Below are 16742 nucleotides of genomic sequence, written 5' to 3'. Positions count from 1 at the left end.
CGGGGGTCAATTCACCAGCCGCCCGGGCGCCACTGCAACTGTGCGCCATGCGCCTGCAACCAGGCCTGCAGCGGTGCGGCGATGACCACGTCGGCGGCGGCCAGCAACTGCGGGCCATCAAAGATCAGCGGCAGCTGCGCGCGTCGCCAGGGGGCGAGGTGTTCGCGTTGCAGGCAGTCCTTCAACGCGTGCGAATGCTGGCGACCGGGCAGCAGAATGCGCTCACCGCCCACGCGTGCACGGACCTGCAGCGGGCGTTCGAAGGCCGGGGTGCCCTGCAGGCGCAGCTGTCCGCCATCGGGCAGTGCCAGCGGTGCGCGTCCATCCCATTCGGCCTGCCACTCGGGGGGAAGCGCAGGCAGCCGGGCCGGCAGCAGATAAGCGTGGTCGCGCCATTGCTGGATCGCGTGATCGTGCCAACTCACCCGGGCCTGGCGATCGTTGTCGGCCGGCAGCAGCTCGTCCAGCGCCTGCTGCAGCACGGTGGCCGGCAGCGGTGCCGCGTCGTGGCCGGCCACCCAGGCACGCAGCACGCGTGCGGCACGGCCCGTTGAGACCTGGCGAAGCAGCTGCAGCGACAGCACGCGTGGAGCGACTTCCAGGTGTGCGATCAGCTCGGCGTCTTCCTCGTCAAGCAGTTCGCGGGTCTGCCCGCAGTGCGTTGCGCTGCCCGCCATCGCCGCAGCGGCATGCGGCCAGCGCTGGCGCAACAGTGGCAGTACCTGCAGGCGCAGGAAGTTGCGATCGGCGTGGTCGTCGGCGTTGCTGGGGTCTTCGATCCAGTGCAGTGCATGCTGGCGGGCGTAGTCGAGGAGTGCACTGCGTGGCACTGCCAGCAGCGGTCGCCATAGAGGCTTTTCGCCAAGGCGGCTGTGCGTGGACATCGCTGCCAGGCCATCGACGCCGGAAGCGCGCAGGGCGCGCAACAGGAAGGTCTCGGCCTGGTCGTCCTGGTGCTGTGCCAGCGCCAGGGTTTCGCCGTCGCGCAGTTCGGCCGCGAACGCGGCGCGTCGTGCCAGTCGCGCGGCACCCTCGGTGCCCAGGCCTGTGCCGTTCTCGACCTGCACGCGGTGCACGGCCAGTTCGATGCCCCAGGCGTCGCATTGCTGCTGGCAGTGCAGCACCCAGTCATCTGCATCGGGCTGCAGCCCGTGGTGCACGTGCACCGCGCGCAGCGCCGTGCCGGAAGCTTGCGCGCAGCGCCACAGCCAATGCAGCAGCACGGTGGAGTCGACACCACCGCTGTAGCCCACCAGCAGCGGTGCATCCAGCGGAACGAGGGCAGGAAATTCAGTCACGGCGGCAAGTATAGGGTTGGTCGGCAGGGCTGCGCCCTGCACCCGCAGGCGCGCAAGCAACGGCAACGGCCGAAGCAACAGCAGAAGCGGGTTTCCTGAGGGTTGGCGGGGTGGGGCCGGTTGCGGGGGCCGCTGCAAGTCCCCCTCCGGGGCCCGGCCCAGCCGCTGGCGGCTGTGCGTTCGGGCGCTTGCGAAGCCGTGCTTCGCAAGCAAAGCGCCCTCACCCATGTAAGCTCGGTCGCCGCTTGCTCGTGTGCGCAGTCCTGCGCACACGGCAAGACCGGGGTTGGGCATCCTGCCCAACCCGCCCGAGGCATGCCTCGGGCCCATGCGGCTCACGCCCCCGCAACCGGACCCACCCCGCCTTCGACAGAATGCCGCGATCTGCCAGAACGACGTCGTGCACCGCTTTGGTAGGTGTCGACCTTGGTCGACACAGTAGATCCACGCCATGCGTGGATGACTCATTCGATATCTGACAGATGTGTCGACCAAGGTCGACACCTACCAACAGCCGCGGAGATCTGTCAGAGGCGGGGCACTGTGGGTTTGCGGGGTGTGAGCCGCATGGATGCGGCGATCAAGGCTACATGGACGTACTTGCGCCGTCCCCGCAAACCCACAGTGCCCCGCCATCCCACGGAATGCACGCTGTTGCTTCGGCCGTTGCCGTTACGTCTGCAGGTGCAGGGCGCAGCCCTGCCGAAAACCCTACTTTACCCGACGACCCGAACGGTCGATGCGGAACCGCTCTCCGCCTTCCATCGGCGTGTGGCCATCGGCATCCGGCGTGCCGCGCCGGCAGCCATTGCAGACTTCGGCCACGCCATCCTGGAACGGCCAACCGAAATCGAAGGTGCCGGGCACCACCTGGCGGAACTTCAGATCGAAGTAGGCCACGCGGTTGCCGACGCGGGCGCGCAGCAGGCCTTCCTGCGGCGTTTCCGGACCGTTGTCCCAGGTCAGTACCGGCAGGCTGCGGCCTTTGCGGTTGACATAGTGGAAGCCTTGGTCGGCGTACACCACGGCCAGGCCATGGTCGTCGTAATTCAGGTCCTTCAAGGTGTCGGCACTGATCTTCGGCCGGTGATCGACCACTTCGCAGTTGGGCAGCGGCCACAACCCGTGTTCGTCGGTCAGCAGCTTGCACGCCGGTGCCTGTGCCGCTGCATTGGCACTGACCAGCACGCCAAGCAGGACCAGCGACCGCGCGAAGCGGCCGCTGGCAGGGGCAGGATGGGCCTGCCTCACGATCACTTGGCCTCGGCCTTGCGCTCGAATGCGGTCGGCGCCGGCAGCTGTACCGGCACGCCCTTGTCGTCGCACGTGCCGGCCTGGCACAGGCGCTCGCGCAGGGCCGGGGTGGCCTGCACGATCATGTGGTAGATCGCGTTCTGTTCCAGTGTGCCGCGGATCGCCTTGCTGCCCGGGCCGCGTGCCCAGATACCGACGTCTTCGCCGCCGTGCGACTCGGACTTCATCGGCACCAGTGCTTCCTGCATGTAGTCCGGATGCTCGGTGTCGACCTCGCGCAGGTTCGGGCGGCCGTTGGCCGGTTCGAAGCTGCTCGGGTTGTGCGGGTAACGCTTCGGACCGGCCGGCTGCTGGTTGCTGCTGCCGGTATGGCCCGGGCCATTGGCGTAGCTCAGGGTGGTGTACGGCTGGCCGGTGCCGTCCAGCGCGTAGTCGAGCTTGCCGGCGCCATCTTCGCCGCCCTTGTCCTTCACCTTGCCCAGGATCGGGTTGCCGCGCGCCGGGTAGCCGACGAAGTTCAGGGTGTGCGAGTGGTCGGCGGTGACAATGATCAGGGTGTCATCGGCCGAAGTCAGTTCGTTGGCCACGCGCACCGCGTCGGACAGGGCCACGGTCTCGGTCAGAGCCCGGTAGGCGTTGCCGCTGTGGTTGGCGTGGTCGATGCGCGCGCCTTCGATCATCAGCACGTAGCCTTCCTGGTGCTTGGCCAGGTTCTTGATGGCTGCCGCCGTCAGTTCGGCCAGGCTCGGCTCACCGCCCGGATCCTGCGGGCGCTCGTACTCGTAGCGCATGTGGTCCGGCTCGAACAGGCCAAGAATGGCCGGAGCGTTGGCGGCGGCGGCCAGCTGCTTGCTGTTCCACACGTAGGCACCCTGCGGGTGCGCCTGCTGCCATTCCTGCACCAGGCTGCGGCCATCCAGGCGCTGGCCGACCTTGTCGTCGTATTCCGGATCGCGTTCTTCCACGGTGGTGAATTCACCGCGACCGCCGCCGAGGGCGACCAGCGGGCCACGGCCATAGCGCGAGGTGGACAACAGCTGCTGGGCGATGTCCTTGCAGCCGGCGGCCTTCGCGGCTTCGGTCAGGTCGGTGTCGTTTTCCCAGTTGCGCTCGGGCGAGTGCGCGTAGGTGGCGGCCGGAGTGGCATGGGTCAGGCGTGCGGTGGACACCACACCGGTGGCCAGGCCGGCGCTGTCGGCCAGCTGCAGCCAGGTCAGCAGGCCCTTGGACAGGCTGTCGGCGCAGTCGGTGCGGCTGCCGGCGCTGACGCCGATCGCGCCCATGTGGGTCTTCACGCCGGTGGTGATGGCGGTCATGGTGCCAGCCGAATCCGGGGTCTGCGAATCGGTGTTGTAGGTCTTGCTGAACGCCGTGGCCGGGAAGCGCTCCCAGGACAGCAGGTTCTCTTCACCCGAGCCGCCCTTCTGCTGGCCTTCGTAGATGCGCGAGGCGGCCACCGTGGTCAGGCTCATGCCGTCGCCGAGGAACAGGATGACGTTCTTGGCCTTGCCGGACATCGCGCCGTTGGCGGCGGCCTGGGCGGCGCCGCTGCGGTACCACCACTGCGGGGTCTCGCCGGCCGGATGGGCAACGGGGTCGACGGCGACCTTCAGGCCGGCCGGGGCGGACGCGGGGGTGGTGCTGGCGCAGGCGCCCAGCAGCAGGGTGGTGGCGCAGGCGGCCAACAGGGAGACGGAACGGCGCATGGACGCTGGGATCTCACAAACTGTAACGGGACGTTCATTATGCCCGCCCTCGCAAGGCACGCCGATGACACACTGATTTGCCGGCCGGGCGGTCGTTCCGCGGGCCGCCTTGGGCTATCGTGCCAGCATCCCTTCCTTCCCCTCTGGATTGCCTATGAAGCTGGTCTCTGCCTGGCTGCGGATTCCATTCTGGCAGCGCGTGGTCGGTGGCTTCGTGCTCGGCGCGCTGGCCGGCTGGGCGCTCGGCCCGGCCGCGGAAACGTGGTTCGGCCCGCTCGGCGAGCTGTACGTCACCCTGATCAAGATGATCGCCGTGCCGCTGGTGTTCTTCGCGGTCATCAACGCAATCTCGTCGCTGCACGGCCAGAAGTCGGTCGCCGCGCTCAGTGGCCGCACCTTCCTGTGGTTTGTGATCACCGCCGCGTTGGCGGTGTGCGTCGGCCTGGGCGTGGGTACCGTGCTGCAGCCCGGCGCCGGTGGCCTGCAGCTGTCGATGGCCAGCAACTACGTGCCGCGCGAAGTGCCCAGCGTGGTGCAGGTGCTGCTGGACGTGGTGCCGGCCAATGTCTTCTACGCGCTGTCCGGCATCGGCACCAAGGTCAATGCGGCCGGTGAAACCGTGCTGGCTGCCGGTCGCGGCTCGATCCTGCCAGTTATCTTCTTCGCCGGCCTGGTGGGCTTTGCCATCGTCAAGCTGGGCGAAAAGGTGACCGAGGCGCGCAAGTTGGTCGGCCAGATGAGCGACATCATGATCCAGGTGACCCGCTTCGTGCTGGAAGTCACCCCGATCGGCACCTTCGGCCTGATTGCTGGCCTGGTCGGCAGCTACGGTTTCGAGAAGCTGCTGCCGCTGGGGCATTTCGTGCTGGCGCTGTACGTGGCCTGCGCCCTGCACATCGTGGTGGTCTACAGCGCACTGCTGCTGGCACACGGCCTGAACCCGTTGAAGTTCTTCCGTGGCGCGGCGCCGGGCATGCAGGTCGCCTTCGTCAGCTCGTCCAGCTTCGCAGCGATGCCGGTGGCGCTGCGCTCGATCACCCACAACCTGGGCGTGAACAAGGACTACGGTTCGTTCGCGGTGCCGCTGGGCGCCAGCATCAAGATGGATGGCTGCGGCGCGATCTATCCGGCGCTGTGCGCGGTGTTCATCGCGCAGTACAGCGGTGTGCCGCTGACCCCGGAACAGTACGTGGTGGTGCTGATCGCCTCGGTGCTGGGCAGCTTCGGTACCGCCGGCGTGCCCGGTACCGCGGTGATCATGGCCACGGTGGTGCTGAGCGCAGCCAACCTGCCGCTGGAGACCATCGGTTACCTGTATGCCATCGACCGCATCCTGGACATGATGCGCACGATGACCAATGTGACGGGCCAGATGCTGGTGCCGGTGATCGTGGCCAAGGAAACCGGGCTGCTCGACCAGGCGGTGTATGACAACCCGTCCAGCAATGTGGGTGTGGACGATCCGGACCCGACACCGCCACGCGGCTGAGGTTGCGTGGAGATGAAAGGCCCGCCCTGACCGGCGGGCTTTTTGTTTTGGAGCTGACTGGCGCGGTGCCGATCAGGGTAGGTCCCCGGTAGATCCACGCCATGCGTGGATGGCCGCAGTGCCGACCAACGGTCGGCACCCACTGGGGCAGGTGGCGCAGTGCCGGCCAAGGTCGGCACCCAGTGGGGGCGCAAACAAAAAAGCCGCTGCAGGGCAGCGGATTTCTCGTGTCAGGCGGCGCGGTGGCGCCAGCGGGTCAGAGATCGACCCGGCGGGCCTGCATGAACTTGTTGCCCCAGTAGCCGCTGAGCAGGGTGTCCACGCGGACGTCCTTGCCGGAGCTCGGTGCGTGCAGGAAGCGGCCATCGCCAACATAGATGCCGACGTGGTCGACGCGGCCCTTGCGGCCGAAGAACACCAGGTCACCGGCAGCCAGTGCGGTGCGATCATTGATCAGTTCGGCGTTGTCGTCGTGTGCCATCTCGCGCGACACGCGCGGCAGCTCGATGCCCAGGGCCGAGCGGAACACGTAACCGACCAGGCCGCTGCAGTCGAAACCGCTGTCCGGGTTGCTGCCACCCCATCGGTACGGGGTGCCCAGCAGGGTCATCGCGCGGCGCAGCAGCGACTGCACCTTGCCGTTGTCGGCCGCGGTACCGACAACGCTGCCATTGGCGGCGCTGCTGGTGTCGTAGTTGGCGAGCAGGCGGCTGAGGTCGCCGGCCACCACGGCCGAGCGGTCCATCAGCGGAATGGTGTCATTGGCGGCCAGGTGCGGCAGCAGGGCGGCCAGCGTGGCACTGGCGGCGGCATCGACGCGGCTGCGCTGCGGAGCGGCAGCCTCGGCCTTGGCGGCCGGTCGGGCGGTGCTCTCGGCCACCGGGGCCGGGGTCACATCGGAACGGTTCGGAGCAGTCTGCGACCAGGCCGGAAGGCTGGTCAGACACAGTGCCAGGCCAAGCAACAGCGGGCGGGCACTACGTGAAGATACGGAAGTCTGGCCTTCGCTTTTCAGGTCGTCAGTCGTCACGCGTCGGTCACAGGAAAAAAACGATGGGGCATCATGCCCTGTAAAAGCGGCAATAAGTTAAAAATTCCGTTAGTAAATCGTTAGTTGCACGGTGATGTGCGTCACAATTTTGAACATATCGCCTGTTCATCTTAGCGAAGGACGCGTTTCGCCCCGGTGTAGTGGTCCTTCCAGTACGGACCGCTGAGCGAGTCCAGCCGGACCGTGCCACCGGTGCTCGGCGCGTGCACGAAGCGCCCTTCACCCACATAAATGCCGACATGGGTGACGCTGCCGCGGCTGCCGAAGAACACCAGGTCGCCGGTGGCCAGGCGCTGCGGGTCGATCTTCGGGCCCTGTACCGCCGCCAGGTCGCGCGAGGTGCGCGGCAGTTTCAGGTCCAGCATCTCGCGGTAGACGTAGGCCACCAGGCCGCTGCAGTCGAAGCCGGAGTCGGGGGTATTGCCGCCATAGCGATAGGGGGTGCCGACCAGGCTGATGGCGCGCATCAGCACCGAGTTGGCCGCCTCGGGATTGTCCGGCACGGTCTTCGGCCAGTTCGCGGTCGGCGGGGGCGGCGCGGGTCGGGTGGCCTTGCCGCCGCCGCAGGCGGTCATCAGCACGGGCAGGGCCAGCAGCAGGGCCGGGGCGAGGAGCCGGCGCAGGCCGGACGAAACTGGCGTGATGTGCATGATCTCCGGATAATGCGCCACCTTAGGATTGGCCGTCATGATGGCGGCGTCCCCGCCGGGCGACAACCCGCCCCAACCCGCCTGCCTCCGGCAGATCCAGACAGAGTTGCGCATGAAGATCGAAAAAGACCGCGTTGTCCGCTTCCACTACACCGTTTCCGAAGTCGGCCAGGAGCCGATCGAATCGTCCAAGGACCGCGGCGAGCCGCTGGCGATCCTGATCGGCCACGGCAACATCATTCCGGGCCTGGAAAACGCCATGATGGACAAGGAAGCCGGCGCGACCTTCAGCGTCGACGTCAACGCTGCCGATGCCTACGGCGAGCGTCGTGAGGGCCTGTCCCAGCGCGTGCCGAAGAAGCACTTCGGCAACACCAAGCTGGCTCCGGGCCAGCAGGTTGTGCTGCAGACCAACTTCGGCCCGCGTGCGGTGACCGTGCAGAAGGTCGGCATGAGCGTCGTCGACGTCGACCTGAACCATCCGATGGCCGGCAAGGACCTGCACTTCGACGTGGAAATCGTCGATGTGCGCGAAGCCGGCAAGGAAGAAATCGACCACGGCCACGTCCACGGCGACGGCGGTCACCAGCACTGATCGCAGCGCGATCGTGATGGCAGCAACGGCCCGCTTCGGCGGGCCGTTGCGTTTGTGGAACACGGCGCGGCCATCCATGGCGCGCAGGCCGGCGGCATAATGGTGGACCTGCCCGACGGACGCCCTGTGAACGCCGCTTCTCCTTCCCTGCAGCCGGTGGCTTCCGGCGAACGCATCGCCGTGCTTGACGTGCTGCGCGGTGCTGCGCTGCTGGGCATCCTGCTGATGAACATCGAGGCCTTCAGCGGGCCGCTGGACCTGGCGTTCACCGGCATCGACGTGCATTGGCAGGGCATCGACTACTGGGCCGATGCCTTTGTCTACGTGTTCGTGCAGGGCAAGTTCTTCACCCTGTTCTCGTTGCTGTTCGGTGCCGGCTTCGCGGTGATGGCGCAGCGCGCTGAGGCCGCCGGGCGCGACTTCACCCCGTTCTACCTGCGCCGCAGCGCTGGCTTGCTGCTGATCGGTCTGTGCCATGCACTGCTGGTCTGGTCCGGCGACATTCTGGTGATGTATGCACTGATCTCGTTGCCGCTGCTGGCCTGCCGCGAGGCGCCACGCAGCTGGCTGCCGTGGATGGGGTTGATGGTCTACCTCGGCGGTGTGGCGATGATGCTGCTGGTCGGCGCGATGGTGTCGATGGCTTCGGCCGAAGATGTGCAGGGCATGCTTGCTGAGGCGCAGCGGAGCATCGAGCTGCAACGGCAGGTGTACGGGCAGGGCAGCTGGGCGCAGGCCAATGTGCAGCGCCTGAGTGAGTTCGGTACGTCCATGGGGGCGCTGCTGATCACCGGCCCGGAAGTGCTGGGCATGTTCCTGATCGGCAGCTGGTTCGCCGGCAGTGGCGCGCTGGCGACGCCGGAGCGCTTCCCGCGCCTGTACGCGTCGCTGCGCTGGATCGCACTGCCGCTGGGCCTGCTGGTCACGCTGCTGGGGGTTGCCTGGAAACCCTACCTGGCACCCGGTGCGTACAACCTGCCGGTGACGGCGGCGATGGCCATGGTCACGGTTGGCGGGCTGCCGATGTGCCTGGGCTACCTGGCGTGGATCGTGCACTGGCGCATGCGATTGGCCTGGCTGGCGCCGGTGGGGCGCATGGCGCTGACCCATTACCTGGCGCAGTCGCTGGTCTGCACGCTGCTTTTCTATCACTACGGACTGGGATGGTTCGAGGTGATGCCGCGCAGCGTGCAGCTGCTGTTCGCACTACTGCTGTTCGCTGTGCAGGTGGGCATTTCGCACGCGTGGTTGCGCCGCTTCCGTTTCGGGCCGATGGAATGGCTGTGGCGTGCGATGACCTACCGGCAGTGGCCGCCGATGCGGCGCGGGGCCGGGCAGGGCTGATCGATGCAGGGCGCGCGCGAGGATGTGATCGTGGTCGGCGCCGGTGCCATTGGGCTGGCCGCTGCGCTGGCGCTGCGCGCACAGGGGCGGCAGGTGCGCGTGATCGACCGTGGCCGTGTCGGCGGCGCGACCTCGCATGGCAACTGCGGCACCATCACTCCCAGCCACGCGCCACCGCTGGCGGCCCCCGGAGTGCCGTTGCGCGCGCTGCGCTGGATGCTCGATCCGCGTGCACCGTTGTACGTACGTACGCGCCTGGACCCTGCATTGTGGCGCTGGCTGCTGCAGTTCGGCGCGCGCTGCAACGCACGTGACTGGCTGCACGCCACGCGGGCGCGCGGCGCACTGTTGAATGATTCACGGCTGCGCCTGGCTCACTGGGTGCAGACGCATGCGCTGGACTGCGAATTCGATACCCGCGGTCTGGACTACGTGTTTGGCGATGCCCGCAATTTCGATCACCACGCCGCTGAGTGTGAGGCACTGAACGCGCAGGGCATCGCCACGGCGCGCATCGACGGCGCCGACTATGCGCGCGACAATCCAGCTTTCCATGATCGCATTGCCGGCGCGATCCACTTCCCCGGCGATGCGCAGCTGCGTCCGGACCGCTACACCGCCGAACTGGCGCGCGTGCTGCGTGCACAGGGCGTGGTGATCGAGGAGCAGGCGGACATGCAGGATTTCAGCACCGACGCGCAGGGTGTGCGCGTGCACGTCGGCGAACGCACGCTGCACGCACGCGAGCTGGTGCTGGCCACCGGACCGTGGTCGCCGCGCTGGGCACGGCAACTGGATCTGCGCGTGCCGATCCAGCCCGGCAAGGGCTATTCGCTGACCTGGTCGCGACCGGTGCAGGTGCCGCAGCGCCCGGTGGTGCTGAAGGACCATTCCGTGTTCGTGATTGCTTGGCGCGAGGCGTTGCGACTGGGCGGCACCATGGAATTCGCCGGTGCCGAACCGCAGCTGCGCACGGCCCGCCTGCAGGCCCTGCAGCAGGCCGCCGACCACTACCTGCGCGCGCCACGCGGTGCGCAGCTGCAGGAGCAGTGGTGCGGGTGGCGCCCCATGAGCGTGGACGACGTGCCGTTGATCGGCCGCGCGCCTGCGCATCCTCACGTCTGGCTTGCAGCGGGGCATGGCATGCTCGGCATCAGCATGAGCGCCGGCACCGGCCAGCTGATCGCCGATCTCGTCTGCGGCCGCACGCCAGCGATCGATCCTGCCCCTTACCGACCCGAGCGATTCCGATGAGCACTGCATCCTATGATTACGACCTGATCGTCCTTGGCGGCGGCTCCGCCGGCCTGGCCGGCGCGATCCGCGCCGCGCAGCATGGCAAGCGCGTGGCAATGCTGGAGCCCGGTGAGCTGGGCGGGACCTGCGTCAATGTCGGCTGCGTGCCGAAGAAGGCGATGTGGCTGGCGGCCGACCTGCACGAGCGCATCGGCCTGGCCAGTGCGATGGGCTTCGATGTTCAGGCGCGCCCGGCGCTGTCGTGGAAGGAACTGGTGATCCACCGGCAGGCCTATATCAGCAACATCCACACCAGCTACCACAAACGCCTGGATGAGACCGGCGTGGTGCGCATTCCGGCGCGCGGCCATCTGCTCGATGCGCATACCGTGGCCTGCAGCGATGGCCTGCGTTACAGCGCCGAGCACATCCTGATTGCCACCGGCGCGCACCCGCTGCGTCCAGATATCCCCGGCGCGGAACTGGGCCTGGTCTCCGATGATTTCTTCGACCTGCGTGCGGCGCCGGCCGAGGTGGCGATCATCGGCGGTGGCTACATCGCGGTGGAGCTGGCCGGCCTGCTGCAGGCACTGGGCAGCAAGGTGAGCCTGCTGGTGCGTGGCCAACGGCTGCTGGATCGCTTCGACTACGAGCTGACTGATCAGCTGGCCGAGAACCTGAAGCAGCAGGGCGTGCGCATCCATTTCGGCTATCGCCTGCGCGAACTGCAGCGCGATGGCGAACGCGTACGTGCGTTCGGCCATGACGGCCCGCTCGACAGCGTGTTCGACGCGGTGTTCTTCGCCACCGGCCGCCGCGGCAACAGTCGTGATCTGGGCCTGGAAGCGCTCGGCATCGGCATTGGCGAACACCAGCAGGTGCAGGTGGACGAATGGCAGACCACCACCGTGCCGAGCGTGCACGCGGTGGGTGACATCGCCGGCAAGGTCGGCCTGACCCCGGTGGCGGTGGCGGCGTCGCGGCGCCTGATGGATCGCCTGTTCGGTGGCCGCCCGCAGTCGAAGATGGATTACGAGAACGTGGCCAGCGTGGTGTTCTCGCACCCGCCGCTGGGTGCGGTGGGCATGAGCGAGGAAGAAGCGCGCGCGCGTTTCGACCAGGTGAGCGTTTACCACAGCCGTTTCCGACCGATGCTGCAGGCGCTGGCCAACGGTACACAGCGCAGCCTGTTCAAGATGGTCTGCGCCGGCCCGGAAGAACGCGTGGTGGGTATCCACCTGCTGGGCGAAGCGGCCGACGAGATCCTGCAGGGTTTCGCGGTGGCGGTGAAGATGGGCGCGACCAAGGCCCAGTTCGATGACACCGTGGCGATCCACCCGACCTCGGCTGAGGAAGTGGTGCTGATGCGCTGACCTGCGGTTGCTGCAGAGCCGAGCCCATGCTCGGCCGTCGCTCTTTGTAGAGTCGAGCCATGCTCGACTGCGGTGGAAAGACAGTCGAGCATGGCTCGACTCTACAAGGCGGGCACCGGACGCCCCCGTGCGACAATGGGCGCCCCCACGCTTTCCCGGGCCGCTCCGAGCGGCCCGCCGTCGTCCTGATGTCCAATCCCGCTTCCCGTATCGCCACCGCCTCCCCACGCATTGCGCTGGGGGGTATCGGCCTGGCCGCGATCGGCGCCATCGCTGCTTCCGGCAAGGCGATCATTGTCAAGCTCGGCCTGCGTCACGGCGTGGATGCCACCACGCTGCTTGCCCTGCGCATGCTGATGGCGCTGCCGCTGTTCGTACTGATGGCGCTGTGGGCCGCGCGTCGGGCCGAACCACTGTCCTGGGCCGACCGTGCCCGCGTGCTGTGGCTGGGTTTCACCGGCTACTACCTGTCCAGCCTGCTCGACTTCCAGGGCCTGCAGTACATCAGCGTGACGCTGGAACGGCTGATCCTGTACTTGAACCCGACCCTGGTGCTGCTGATCAACGTGCTGCTGGCGCGCCAGCGGCCGGGCCGATGGCAGATCGGCGCGCTGGTGCTGAGTTATCTGGGCGTGCTGCTCGCCTTCGGCCATGACCTGCAGCGCGAGGGTGGGCAGATCATCGTTGGCAGCCTGCTGGTGCTGGGCAGTGCGCTCAGCTATGCCCTGTACCTGTTCGGCAGCGGGCAGGTGGTCGCGCGTATCGGAGCGGTGCGGCTGACCGCTTACGCCAGCTGCGTGGCCAGCGTGCTGGTGCTGCTGCATTTCGCGGTGACCCATCCGCTGCCGTTGTTGTGGCAGGCGCCTGCGGCGGTGCAGTGGCTGTCGCTGGTCAATGCCACCGTGTGCACGGTGCTGCCAGTGCTGGCGATCATGCTGGCGGTGCAGCGCGTGGGTTCGTCGCTGGCCGCGCAGGTCGGTATGCTGGGCCCTGTTTCCACCATCGTGATGAGCCTATGGCTGCTCGACGAACCGATGGGGCCGGCGCAGATCGCCGGCACCGTGCTGGTGCTGATCGGCGTTCTGCTGGTGACCCGCCTGCGGCGCTGACGCCGGAGCAGGCGCGTGCGCGCATCCTGGCGGTGATCCGCGCGATCCCGGCGGGGCAGGTGATGGGCTATGGGCAGGTGGCGCTGCGCGCGGGCCTGCCCGGGCGTGCGCGCCTGACCGCGCGCATCCTGGGCCAGAACGACGACCCGGACCTGCCCTGGCATCGCGTGCTGCGCTCGGATGGGCGCATTGCCATGGAAGAAGGGTCGGCCGGCTGGCGCGAGCAGTCACAGCGGTTGCGCGCCGAGGGCGTGCGGGTGGAGAACGGCCGGGTGCGGATGACGGCGGCTGATCCGGCGGCGGCACTGGATGCCGCTGTGTGGGGGCCGGGCTGAGCACCGCTGGCGACTGAACAGGCTGCGCCTGGCGGTCGCCAACAAGACACGGTGCTGCGGCTATGATGGAGGCCGTTCCATGCCGGTGCTCCCATGTTCCCGCGACTGCCTACCGTCACCAAGGCCCTGCTGATCGCCAACGCGATCCTGTTCCTGCTGCAGCAGCCGTTCCTGCTCGGCATGCAGACCTTCGAGCCGTTCATGCTGCAACCCCTGCAGCAGGGCTTCGACGCATTCTCGCCGGGCGGCAACTTCCAGCCCTGGCAGCTGCTGACCTACGGCTTCCTGCACGGCAGCTTCGGCCATCTGTTCTTCAACATGCTGGCGGTCTTCATGTTTGGCGCGCCACTGGAGCAGACCTGGGGCGAGAAGCGCTTCCTGCTCTATTACCTGGTGTGCGTGGCCGGTGCCGGTGTCTGCCAGCTGCTGGTGGGCACGCTGCTGGAAAACCCGGCCACGGTGCTGGGCGCTTCCGGTGGCGTGTTCGGCCTGCTGCTGGCCTACGGCATGCTGTTCCCCAACCAGCGGGTGATGCTGCTGTTCCCGCCGATCCCGATGAAGGCACGCACCTTCGTGATCCTGTTCGGCGTGGGCGAGCTGGTGCTGGGCATGACCGGCTGGCAGCCGGGCGTGGCCCACTTCGCGCACCTCGGCGGCATGCTGTTCGGCTGGTTGCTGATCCGTTACTGGCGCGGACAATCGCCGTTCAACAAGCGCCGCCCGCCCGGCCCACCGAAGCGCCCGAACCATCTGCGCAGCGTGAAGTGAGGCGCGATGCGCCTCGCTTCACGCGGGTAGGTGCCAACCTTGGTTGGCACGCTTTGAATGTGATCATTTGACGCTGTAGGTGCCGACCGTTGGTCGGCACACCTTCTCCCACGCGGGTAGGTGCCAACCTTGGTTGGCGCGCTTTGAACGGGATCATTTGACGCTGTAGGTGCCGACCGTTGGTCGGCACGCTTTGCTGCGTCGTGCCAACCAAGGTTGGCACCTACCAACAGCAGATGATGCAGGCGACGGGGTACACGCGCCTCCACGATGGCGAGGCTCTACAGATCCTGCAACACCACCTGCGCGGCATTGTGCCCGGGCGCACCGGTGACGCCACCGCCGGGATGGGTGCCTGAACCGCACAGGTACAGGCCGGGCAGGGCACCGCGATAGCCGGCCTGGCCGACCATCGGCCGTGCCGAGAACAACTGGTTGGCACTGAGCGCACCGTGGAAAATGTCGCCGCCGACCAGGCCGAAGGTGCGTTCCAGATCCAGCGGCGACAGCACCTGCCGACCGAGCACGTTGCCGGCAAAGCCGGGCGCATACCGTTCGACGGTGGCAATCATCAGGTCCGCCACAGTCTCGCGGTGATCATCCCAGTTACGCCCGTCGGGCAGTACCGGCGCCACGTGCTGGCAGAACAGGCTGGCCACATGCTGCCCGCGCGGCGCCAGTGAATCATCCAGCGTGCTCGGAATCAGCATCTCTACGATCGGTTCGCGCGACCAGCCTTCGCGGCGCGCATCCAGCCAGGCGCGGTCCATGTAGTCCAGGCTGGGGGCCATGATGATGCCGGCGCTGAGGTGATCGCCGGGGCCGGGCAGGGCTCGGAAGTCCGGCAACCGCGACAGCGCCACGTTCATCCGGAAGGTGCCGGAACCGCAGCGCCAGTTCGTCATGCGTTCGCGTGTGGCAGCGGGTACCTGCGTCGGCTCCAGCAGCTGTTCGTACAGCAGCTTCGGATTGACGTTGGCCACCACCGCGCGTGCACGCAGGGTTTCGCCGTTGGCCAGTTCCACCCCCACGACGCGGCCTTGTTCGGTCAGTACCTGTTGCACACCGGCATCCACGCGCAGTTCGGCCCCGGCCTCGCGCGCCGCGCTGGCGATGGCCTGGCTGATCGCGCCCATGCCGCCGATCGCGTGGCCCCACGCACCCTTTACGCCATTGCACTGGCCGAATACGTGGTGCAGCAGTACGTAGGCACTGCCCGCTGTATACGGGCTTGCGTAGTTGCCGACGATGCCATCAAAGCCGAACAGCGCCTTGATCGGCTCGCTCTCGAACCAACGGTCCAGGTACTCCGCCGCCGACAGCGTGAACAGGTCCAGCAGTTCCTGCCGCAGTGGCGCATCCAGCGCCGCCAGTTCGCGGCCGAGTTTCCCCATCTGCCATAGTGCGGGCAGCGCACGCCAACCGCCTGCTACACCCAGGTCGGGCGGCGCGCGCAGAGCCCATGCGCGCAGTACGTCGGCGAAGATTTCCAGGCGTGCCTCGTACGCGGGCAAGTGCTGCGCATCCCGCTCGGAGAACTTCGCCACCTCGGCCTGAGTGCGGCCAGGAGCCGACAACAGATAGCGGTCGTCGGGCAATGGCAGGAAGTTGTTGGCCGGGCGCGCGACGATGCGCAGCCCATGCGCATGCAGCTGCAGGTCGTCGATCACCTTCGGCTGCAGCAGCGAGACCGTGTACGAGGCGACTGAGTTGCGGAAGCCGGGATGGAATTCCTCGGTGACCGCAGCGCCGCCAAGAACGCCGCGACGTTCCAGCACCAGCACCTTCTTTCCGGCACGCGCCAGATAGGCCGCGCAGACCAGGCCGTTGTGGCCACCACCAACGATGATCGCATCCCAGGTCATCTGCACCTCGGAAAAAGGGGACGGAGGGGATTAAGTCGCAATTCGCATGGGGGCACCGGCAATGGGGAAAAAACGACTTAATCCCCTCCGTCCCCTTTTTTGATCGCTGCTTCGATGGTGGCGATGTCGATCTTCTTCATCGGCATCATCGCGTTGAATGCGCGCTTGGCCAGTGCCTTGTCCTGGCTGGTCACCGCTTCGATGAGCATGCGCGGGCTGATCTGCCAGGAGATGCCCCAGCGGTCCTTGCACCAGCCGCATTGGCTCTCCTGGCCACCGTTGCCGACGATCGCATTCCACAGGCGGTCGGTCTCGGCCTGGTCCTCGGTCTGGATCTGGAAGGAAAACGCTTCGCTGTGCTTGAACGCGGTGCCGCCGTTGAGGCCGACGCAGGGGATGCCGCAGACCGTGAATTCAACGGTCAGTACGTTGCCTTCCTTGCCGTCCGGATAGTCACCGGGGGCGTGATGCACGGCGGTCACCGCGCTGTCTGGCAGGATGCTGGCGTAGAAGGTGGCGGCCTCGAGTGCGCCGTTGTCATACCAGACACAGATCGTGTTCTTGTGTGCCATGTCGGGGCTCCACGTTGGACGAAGCCGCAGCGATAGCATGCGCGGTGTTAATCCGGGATCGTGCTGCACCTGCAAAAAAGGAGGGCGCCCGAAGGCG

The 16742-nt window shown here is 67.3% G+C and carries 15 protein-coding genes; 8 read left to right on the top strand and 7 right to left on the bottom strand.

Features of this window, described 5'->3' with window-relative positions; all coding sequences use genetic code 11:
• Positions 1 to 11: 11 nt before the first annotated feature.
• From tilS to ACZLHH_RS16875, 3 genes are all read right to left on the bottom strand, one after another.
• Positions 12 to 1298, bottom strand: a complete 1287-nt coding sequence (gene tilS / locus ACZLHH_RS16885) for a tRNA lysidine(34) synthetase TilS (RefSeq protein WP_177179517.1) — start codon at positions 1296 to 1298, stop codon at positions 12 to 14.
• 711 nt (positions 1299 to 2009) lie between these two features.
• Complete coding sequence (locus ACZLHH_RS16880) at positions 2010 to 2555, bottom strand: WG repeat-containing protein (RefSeq protein WP_032128996.1); 546 nt, start codon at positions 2553 to 2555, stop codon at positions 2010 to 2012.
• Complete coding sequence (locus ACZLHH_RS16875) at positions 2552 to 4258, bottom strand: alkaline phosphatase (protein WP_032128997.1); 1707 nt, start codon at positions 4256 to 4258, stop codon at positions 2552 to 2554. The genes ACZLHH_RS16880 and ACZLHH_RS16875 overlap by 4 nt, the downstream gene beginning before the upstream one ends.
• A 154-nt stretch (positions 4259 to 4412) precedes the next feature.
• Between ACZLHH_RS16875 and ACZLHH_RS16870 the strand changes: the two genes are divergently transcribed.
• Positions 4413 to 5747, top strand: a complete 1335-nt coding sequence (locus ACZLHH_RS16870; RefSeq protein ID WP_046988032.1) for a dicarboxylate/amino acid:cation symporter — start codon at positions 4413 to 4415, stop codon at positions 5745 to 5747.
• A gap of 256 nt (positions 5748 to 6003) precedes the next feature.
• On the opposite strand, the gene ACZLHH_RS16865 is transcribed toward ACZLHH_RS16870, so the two are convergent.
• Both ACZLHH_RS16865 and ACZLHH_RS16860 read right to left on the bottom strand, forming a co-directional pair.
• Complete coding sequence (locus tag ACZLHH_RS16865) at positions 6004 to 6777, bottom strand: C40 family peptidase (protein WP_005414115.1); 774 nt, start codon at positions 6775 to 6777, stop codon at positions 6004 to 6006.
• A 131-nt stretch (positions 6778 to 6908) separates the two neighbouring features.
• A complete protein-coding gene (locus ACZLHH_RS16860; RefSeq protein ID WP_065428014.1) occupies positions 6909 to 7487 on the bottom strand; it encodes a C40 family peptidase in 579 nt (192 codons plus the stop codon).
• Positions 7488 to 7560: 73 nt separating this feature from the next.
• On the opposite strand from ACZLHH_RS16860, the gene ACZLHH_RS16855 reads away from it, so the two are divergent.
• The 7 genes from ACZLHH_RS16855 to ACZLHH_RS16825 all read left to right on the top strand — a co-directional run bounded on the left by ACZLHH_RS16855 (position 7561) and on the right by ACZLHH_RS16825 (position 14208).
• Positions 7561 to 8043 carry an FKBP-type peptidyl-prolyl cis-trans isomerase gene (locus ACZLHH_RS16855; protein WP_049398704.1) on the top strand — a complete coding sequence of 161 codons (483 nt, stop codon included), beginning with the start codon at positions 7561 to 7563 and terminating at the stop codon, positions 8041 to 8043.
• 99 nt (positions 8044 to 8142) lie between these two features.
• The gene (locus tag ACZLHH_RS16850; RefSeq protein WP_180845106.1) at positions 8143 to 9387 is read left to right on the top strand and encodes a DUF418 domain-containing protein; all 1245 of its coding nucleotides are present in this window, start codon (positions 8143 to 8145) and stop codon (positions 9385 to 9387) included.
• A 3-nt stretch (positions 9388 to 9390) separates the two neighbouring features.
• Positions 9391 to 10641: an NAD(P)/FAD-dependent oxidoreductase gene (locus ACZLHH_RS16845; protein ID WP_180845107.1), complete on the top strand. Its 1251-nt coding sequence runs from the start codon at positions 9391 to 9393 to the stop codon at positions 10639 to 10641.
• Positions 10638 to 11996, top strand: a complete 1359-nt coding sequence (gene gorA, locus ACZLHH_RS16840) for a glutathione-disulfide reductase (protein WP_180845108.1) — start codon at positions 10638 to 10640, stop codon at positions 11994 to 11996. Before ACZLHH_RS16845 ends, gorA begins: the two co-directional genes overlap by 4 nt.
• Before the next feature lie 188 nt (positions 11997 to 12184).
• Positions 12185 to 13105 carry a DMT family transporter gene (locus ACZLHH_RS16835; protein ID WP_164080550.1) on the top strand — a complete coding sequence of 307 codons (921 nt, stop codon included), beginning with the start codon at positions 12185 to 12187 and terminating at the stop codon, positions 13103 to 13105.
• Positions 13012 to 13440 (top strand): MGMT family protein, encoded by a 429-nt coding sequence (locus ACZLHH_RS16830; protein WP_429000445.1) that lies wholly within the window; start codon positions 13012 to 13014, stop codon positions 13438 to 13440. The genes ACZLHH_RS16835 and ACZLHH_RS16830 overlap by 94 nt, the downstream gene beginning before the upstream one ends.
• 93 nt (positions 13441 to 13533) lie before the next feature.
• Positions 13534 to 14208: a rhomboid family intramembrane serine protease gene (locus tag ACZLHH_RS16825; protein ID WP_032128229.1), complete on the top strand. Its 675-nt coding sequence runs from the start codon at positions 13534 to 13536 to the stop codon at positions 14206 to 14208.
• A 281-nt stretch (positions 14209 to 14489) separates the two neighbouring features.
• Here the strand turns inward: ACZLHH_RS16825 and ACZLHH_RS16820 are convergent, their stop codons facing one another.
• Both ACZLHH_RS16820 and ACZLHH_RS16815 read right to left on the bottom strand, forming a co-directional pair.
• Positions 14490 to 16073, bottom strand: a complete 1584-nt coding sequence (locus ACZLHH_RS16820) for a phytoene desaturase family protein (RefSeq protein WP_180845109.1) — start codon at positions 16071 to 16073, stop codon at positions 14490 to 14492.
• A gap of 77 nt (positions 16074 to 16150) precedes the next feature.
• Positions 16151 to 16645: a VOC family protein gene (locus ACZLHH_RS16815; protein ID WP_032128230.1), complete on the bottom strand. Its 495-nt coding sequence runs from the start codon at positions 16643 to 16645 to the stop codon at positions 16151 to 16153.
• Positions 16646 to 16742 lie beyond the last annotated feature (97 nt).

It is taken from the genome of Stenotrophomonas sp. 28608_Sma (genome assembly GCF_056486185.1).
Note: the sequence above shows the minus strand (reverse complement) of the source record. Positions and strands in the feature narration are given on the sequence as shown.